The following is a 6,405-nucleotide window of genomic DNA, read 5'->3' on the forward strand; positions in this document are numbered from 1 at the left end:
GGAATAGGCAGTAAAGGCGCTTATTCTGCTACGTATAAGGTTAAGGATTCCCAACATTATGAAGCTTCCGTCTCTTTTTTTACGCGAAGCGAAGTGCAAAGGAAATTGGAGAATATCCTACTAAGAAGCGCTGAAGTGTATGCTGAAGGAGGCACGGATTATGACTTGGTCTTTGAATTATTACACGGAGATGCCTCTTTTAATCTGCGCGCTCTTTTGGGAGATATCCCATACAAAGCCCGTTATTTTAATGATGATGTTCCTTTAAGAATGAGTGATGAAAATAGTTCATTCAAACAATTTGTAGATGCAATTAAACGAGAAAGTGAAATAGTAAAAGACGCTGTTGATCAAGAAGGAAGAGATTTTGCAGAGGGATGGCACAAGCGGCTTGAATGCAGGAAAATCACCGAGCAAATGCTTCTGGCAATTGAATCCCGGTTGAAAGAATACAAGGAAGGAACATGGGAAATAGGAGAAGACGACTGGCCAATATCCTGCCGTCTCACAGCAAAAGAACTGTCTTCTCTTGGTCCGTTAACAAATGAAGAAGAAGAAAATAACGGACTTCTTATTTATCCATTGTTTCGTAGAATTGAAGTTTGCGGCCCTTTTTCTTTTAAAAAAGGAGTAGCGATTTGCGAGCATGCGTGTTTTGAATATACGAGCACCGTCCACGATTCTTTTAAACAAGCAGCTTCTATTTTATACGTACATCATGGGCTTAAAGAATTAGATATTCAATTTCTTCAACAGCTCATCGTACATGGTCACGGTGCTAAGCTAAACGTTTGTGTCACACACGGAGATTTGCTGACCTCTCCAAGCTGCCGTACGGATTATGCTAAAAAACATGCCATGGCTAAAATGATAGATTATGCGCTTAAAAACGTTTCACCTCTTATGAAAAAGCAGCTTCACTACTATTTAACAGTAGGGAATACGACTATTCTAGAATGTGTACACGAGGAATTCAAAGAGAGTCACCTTCTGTATAAAGACTTAAAGGCAGCTTTAGTATCAGAAAAGAGAAAAAAGCAGCAAGAGCTGCATCCTATTTATTTAAACTTGACTGTCTCTCAGGCTTTTTATGAAGCGATGGAGTCGCTGAACATTCCTTATATGGATAGAGAAACATGTTTGAACATTTCCTTAGGAGAGCATGAAGGGCCGGTGCCAGTCATTGCGTCCGCTTTTATTTCATCTGTCTACGAGCATTTTCTAAGCCAGCCGTCTGGGTGGTCAAGTACCTATCATTCGGTCACCGACCGACAGCAGGTTATTCAAGAATTGGCAGGTGAGTTCGCAACCGTCGTTTATTCCTATTTCAACGAACAGCTGCGTGAAAAATCCCGTAACGACTGGCTCGCTCTTTATAAACAAAAAGAAGACGATCAAGCCTACAAATATAGCAGACTGATAGAGAACGTAATTCCTGCCAAAAATGATATCTATCAGCAGCAAAATCTTATGAGAACGGTTTATCAGCTAATTAAGTATGTCGTAGAAAAGAAAGACGGCGTACTGGTTCATTAAGTGGTCAAGGCGCGATGTAAAAAAAGCGGGTTATCAATAAAAAAACAGAGCCTGAAATCAGGCTCTATTAGCGTTTGGAAATAGCAGTTAAAGTATTAGGTCCGGCAATGCCGTCCACTGCTAGCTTATTGTCTTTTTGAAAATTACGTACAGCAGCTTCTGTATTGGCACCGAAGATACCGTCCGTACCTTTTGTATTATAGCCAATCGCTGTTAATTTCTTTTGAAGAGCTTGAACATTGCTGCCTTTGCTTCCTTTTTTCAGCGTTTGTTTTGTGTTAATTGTTGTATCTGCTGGTGGATTTGTTGGCTTTGGATTTGTCGGGTTTGTTGGTGTCGTCGGGTTCGCTCCTGAACTTCCTAAAGCTTTATATGTTGATGGGCCAACAATGCCGTCAGCCGTTAAACCGTGGTCTTTTTGGAACTTACGAACAGCTGAATCTGTATTGGCACCGAACACACCGTCCGTACCTTTTGTATTATAGCCAAGTGAAGTTAGTTTCTGCTGAAGTTCTTTAACTGCATTTCCTTTGCTGCCTTTCTTTAAAACAGTTCCTGTAGAAGGAGCTGGAGTAGAACCTGAGTTTCCAGAAACGTTGTACCCGTTTGCAGCTGCAATGTCGTTAAATGATTTAGAAGAAGTTGTAATCACAACCGGTGTACCGACGGTCACTTTACTAAATAACCATGCGACTTCTTCATCGTACATACGAACACATCCGCTGCTTACATATTTGCCGATGGAAGCAGGATTGTTATTTCCGTGAATAGCATACGTCGTGCCGTATGTACCTCTCGCATTTAGACCTAGCCAGCGATTGCCAAGAGGGTTTCTAGGATCTCCACCAGGAATGTTCCCTGAGTAATAAGGGCGATTGACAATTTTATTTACTACTTTGAAATGGCCTTCTGGTGTAAGAGACTGCGTGCGTCCTGTTGCTACTGAAAACGTTCGGACAAGTGAACCATTTTGATAATAAGCGAGTTTGTTTGTCGCTTTGTTAATGATAATTAAATGAGATGGTGTTGAAGCAGCTTCTGTTTTTGGAACTCCTACAAACAAGCAGGCTAGAGCTAAAATAGCCGCTATGAGTACGATAGTTGTTCTTGATATTCTATTTGCCATGTGCTGCGCCTCCTTAGGCTGCATTAATGAAAAACGTATGCTTCGGGCGGTGCTATAAATTCTTCACTAATAAAATAAAAGACGAATAGCTGCATTTTCTATACCTGTATGTATGGGCTTAATAAGGAAATCATTAAGTAGAAAGACTTTACTAGCGGGAATTTATAATAATAAGAATAACTAAGTTTTTCTTGCTGCTTTGTACAATTTTAGGAATATAAGTTTACTAATCTAGCGGATTTATATTTAAATAAGCATCACACCCTTTCCAGTTCTTCATTTTCGTGTAAAGAAATGAAAGCGTTATACAGATTGTTTTGTAATCATATTGTAACATAGTTGTATTTTTTATACCATAAAAAGACATAAAATAGTATAAAAATACTTTATATGGGTTTTATGTACAAAAAATTCAAAAGTTAAGGAGAACGAAGCTATTATTAGATATACGAAACTGGAAAAGAAGTATGCGTAGTTTTGTGGAAATAGATAAATATTCTTATTCGAATATAGGGAGGGAGAGAGTAAAAAAACTACTTGCAAAGAGACAAGTAGTTTTTAAACCGTTATTTTTGAGCATACATTACAACAAAATTAAAAAATTTATAAATGCAATCCACTGCGCTGAACCCGCTTGCTGTTAACCAATTTAACTGATCATGTAGGGTTGCCATTTTATCTAACTTCGTACGTTCATGAGCAGCCTCAATTTGCTCATGAGTTAATCCGCTTGCGGCAATTCGTTCGCTCCAATCTTTTTTATATAACTCTTCAATAATAGAAGAATGGCCTAATACTTGATCGGCATTAATAAATATTCCTCCTGTATGCAGCAAATCATAAATTTGTTCATACAGCTTTTGTTTTTGTTTGTCTTCTAAATGATGGATAGCAAGTGAAGAAATCACAATGTCAAATGAGTGCTCAAATTTGTAGCTTGTTATATCTGATACGATAAATTCTATATGCTGTTCATTTTTAAAGCGTTCCCTTGCTTTTTCAAGCATTTGATCTGAGACGTCAATCAACGTGAAATGCGCATCTGGGTACTTTTCTTTAACAAAAGAAGAAAACAAGCCTGTACCTGCTCCGATATCAAGTATGCGAAGCGGCTTTTTTGAAAAGTGAAGAAGCGAAACGGGAATAGAATAAAAATCCAAAAAACAAGGAATGAGTTTGCGGCGCTGCTCATCATACTGAGAAGCATGAGCATTAAATTTTTCTTTAACGTTATTTTTCATTTTTACAGCTCCTTTATTTGGTAATATTGAGATACATATATCGTATAGAAGTTTGATAGAAAAGAAAATAAACAAAAATAAGCAGTATTGATTCCAGTTTGTTATGAATAGAAAGAGATGGAGAGAAGAAAATGGAGATCAAATGGCTAAAAACATTCATCGTAGCGGCTTCTTATGAAAATTTCAGACAAGCGTCTGAAGATTTATTTTTAACGCAGCCTGCTGTATCAAAGCATATTCAGCGACTGCAGCAAGAATTAGGAGATGAGCTTTTTGAAAAAAAAGGTAAATATATCGCGCTGACTGAGGCAGGACGCTTTTTTTTGGCTCATGCTCAAAAAATGGTGAGAGCATATGAGGAAGGAGTAGGGGATTTTAAGCTATGGAAGCAAGGATATAACCGAAAGTTGACTATATCCGCTGCTCCTCAAATAGCAGCATCAGTTTTGCCGAGTCTAATCAAACAATTTGTAGAGAGATATCCCCATATTGAAGTCACGGTTAATATCACAAATTCGTTTCAAGTGGGAAAAGACATCAGCGACAGAAAATCAGATGTTGGATTAACAAGGATGCTTCCGGGTCAGGCAGACGTTTTTTATGAGTTAATTCATAAAGAAAAAGCAGTCTTAGTCGCCCCGTTTTCTGTAGGAGCACGTACGGAACAGGAGCTGTTATCTTCCTACCGGCTGCTTACGAATAATCATCCTGTTTATTGGGAAGATTTACTCCTTCAACTCAAGGCTTGTTATCCTCACATTCAGCTGCTTCCTGTGACGCAAGTAGAAATTACAAAGCGTTTTATTGAAGAAGGTTTAGGCGTATCTTATTTGCCATTTTCTATGGTGAAAAAGGAAGTTGAAAATCAAACGTTAAGCGTAATTTCACAGCAAAAAATTATTCAGCCTTCTTCACACACGTATATCGTAACAAAAGGCGAAACAGAAGAAATAAAGCAGTTTAAGCACTTTGTAGCTGAGACCTTAACAGAAACGAGCTGAAATGATACCATAAAAAGGAAGGAGAGATGACGATGTATATATTAATCACGCTAGTAGCAGCAGTCGTAGTAGATTTTATTTTAAGAAAAGTGCTTGATAGACCTCGCAGCAAATTTTGGGGCAAATATGAGTATGAAAGTCTAGCTTTAGAACGTTGGGACAAATATGTAATGGTAGCTTTTGTTCTTTTTCTCATATTGGATATGATTTTTATGGTTGTAGAGCCTTATATCGTATCTTTCCTATTCTTAGTCGTGAATATTTTGCTGAAAAGTATAGATGAATGGAAATATAAACAGGAAACAAAAGAATACGTAACAAGCTTTGTACAGATGGGATTCTTCTTTACGGCTTTTGTTCTATTAGCCAGCGGAATTGTATAGAAAAAAGAGCTTTACCTATGGCAAAGCTCTTTTTATATTATTTAAAAATATGATCAATGTCTTTAATTTCGGAAGAAGTGAGCTGAACATCTAATGTTTTTAAGTTATCAAGTACTTGTTCAGCGCGTTTTGCCCCTGGAATTAACACATCAATTGAATCACGCGTTAAGTACCAAGCCAGAACAAGATGAGCTACTTCTACGCCTTTTGCGCTAGAGATTTGACGAAGACGCTCTACTTTTTCTAGGTTTTGCTGAAATGCTTCCCCGATAAAATGAGGCATATCTTCGCGCAGGTCATTAAACTTTGTGTTTTTATCGTATTTCCCAGCAAGTAAACCAGCAGCTAGCGGGAAGTACGGAATGAATGAAATGCGGTTTGCAGCCGTATAAGGTAAAATATCGTTTTCTGCTTCTCGCTGAATTAAGTTATATTGGCCTTGCACCACGTCTACATAACCATCTTTATTTGCTTCTTTTAACTGATCTAACGAGAAGTTTGATACGCCAATAGAGCGGATCTTACCTTCATCTTTTAATTCTTTTAACGCACCAACCGCTTCGTCTTTTGGTGTGTTTTTGTCTGGGAAATGAATATAATACAAATCGATATAATCTGTTTGAAGGCGTTTTAAGCTATCTTCAACTGACTGTTTTAAAAACGCAGGAGAGTTGTCTAGCAGTACCTCATCTCCAACAATTTTATGTGCTCCTTTTGTGGCGATAACCGCTTCTTCACGATTTCCACGTTCTTTTAGCACTTCGCCAATTAGTTCTTCAGAACGTTTTGGACCATAAATGAACGCTGTATCAAGGAGGTTTATGCCATTATCTAGCGCCTTATGAACAAGGTCTTTGCCGACTTCTTCGTTTAGGTTAGGATATAAGTTATGTCCTCCTACAGCGTTTGTTCCAAGTCCAATAGGATTAACATATAATTCGGATTTTCCAATCTGTACTTTTTCTGCCATGTCTAACGTCCATCTCCTTTTTTATATCTTCTTTTTTACTATAGCAAAATATACCATGAATCAAAAATAGTACGCTCATATGAAAAGCAGCTTTAAAAAAGTATGTGAACTTGAGTTACATGTAAATAAGGAGTATATTCTACAGGGC

At 37.8% G+C, this 6,405-nt stretch carries 6 protein-coding genes; 3 read left to right on the forward strand and 3 right to left on the reverse strand.

Translation table 11 applies throughout. The features are described from left to right. On the forward strand, nucleotides 1-1,536 hold a 1,536-nt coding region (locus AC1DRF_RS14030; RefSeq protein ID WP_477740961.1), incomplete at its 5' end, for a hypothetical protein. Between the two features lie 67 nt (nucleotides 1,537-1,603). Here AC1DRF_RS14030 and AC1DRF_RS14035 read toward each other — a convergent pair. After that, the gene (locus tag AC1DRF_RS14035; RefSeq protein ID WP_052500326.1) at nucleotides 1,604-2,662 is read right to left on the reverse strand and encodes a L,D-transpeptidase family protein; all 1,059 of its coding nucleotides are present in this window, start codon (nucleotides 2,660-2,662) and stop codon (nucleotides 1,604-1,606) included. 566 nt (nucleotides 2,663-3,228) lie between these two features. Beyond that, complete coding sequence (locus tag AC1DRF_RS14040) at nucleotides 3,229-3,903, reverse strand: class I SAM-dependent methyltransferase (RefSeq protein ID WP_427075601.1); 675 nt, start codon at nucleotides 3,901-3,903, stop codon at nucleotides 3,229-3,231. Nucleotides 3,904-4,034: 131 nt separating this feature from the next. On the opposite strand from AC1DRF_RS14040, the gene AC1DRF_RS14045 reads away from it, so the two are divergent. Together AC1DRF_RS14045 and AC1DRF_RS14050 are read left to right on the forward strand one after the other, a co-directional pair. Next, entirely contained in the window at nucleotides 4,035-4,904 is an 870-nt protein-coding gene (locus tag AC1DRF_RS14045) for a LysR family transcriptional regulator (protein ID WP_477740962.1), read from the forward strand. Nucleotides 4,905-4,936: 32 nt separating this feature from the next. Next, nucleotides 4,937-5,287: a DUF4181 domain-containing protein gene (locus AC1DRF_RS14050; RefSeq protein ID WP_477740963.1), complete on the forward strand. Its 351-nt coding sequence runs from the start codon at nucleotides 4,937-4,939 to the stop codon at nucleotides 5,285-5,287. Nucleotides 5,288-5,324: 37 nt separating this feature from the next. Here the strand turns inward: AC1DRF_RS14050 and AC1DRF_RS14055 are convergent, their stop codons facing one another. After that, nucleotides 5,325-6,257: an aldo/keto reductase gene (locus AC1DRF_RS14055; protein ID WP_025749635.1), complete on the reverse strand. Its 933-nt coding sequence runs from the start codon at nucleotides 6,255-6,257 to the stop codon at nucleotides 5,325-5,327. Nucleotides 6,258-6,405 lie beyond the last annotated feature (148 nt).

It is taken from the genome of Priestia sp. P5_B4 (assembly GCF_056400385.1).

Bases quoted from the DNA above. Each gene is read 5' to 3' on its own strand.
- AC1DRF_RS14035 (WP_052500326.1), bottom strand. From the start codon at position 2,662: ATGGCAAATAGAATATCAAGAACAACTATCGTACTCATAGCGGCTATT.
- AC1DRF_RS14040 (WP_427075601.1), bottom strand. From the start codon at position 3,903: ATGAAAAATAACGTTAAAGAAAAATTTAATGCTCATGCTTCTCAGTAT.
- AC1DRF_RS14045 (WP_477740962.1), top strand. From the start codon at position 4,035: ATGGAGATCAAATGGCTAAAAACATTCATCGTAGCGGCTTCTTATGAA.
- AC1DRF_RS14050 (WP_477740963.1), top strand. From the start codon at position 4,937: ATGTATATATTAATCACGCTAGTAGCAGCAGTCGTAGTAGATTTTATT.
- AC1DRF_RS14055 (WP_025749635.1), bottom strand. From the start codon at position 6,257: ATGGCAGAAAAAGTACAGATTGGAAAATCCGAATTATATGTTAATCCT.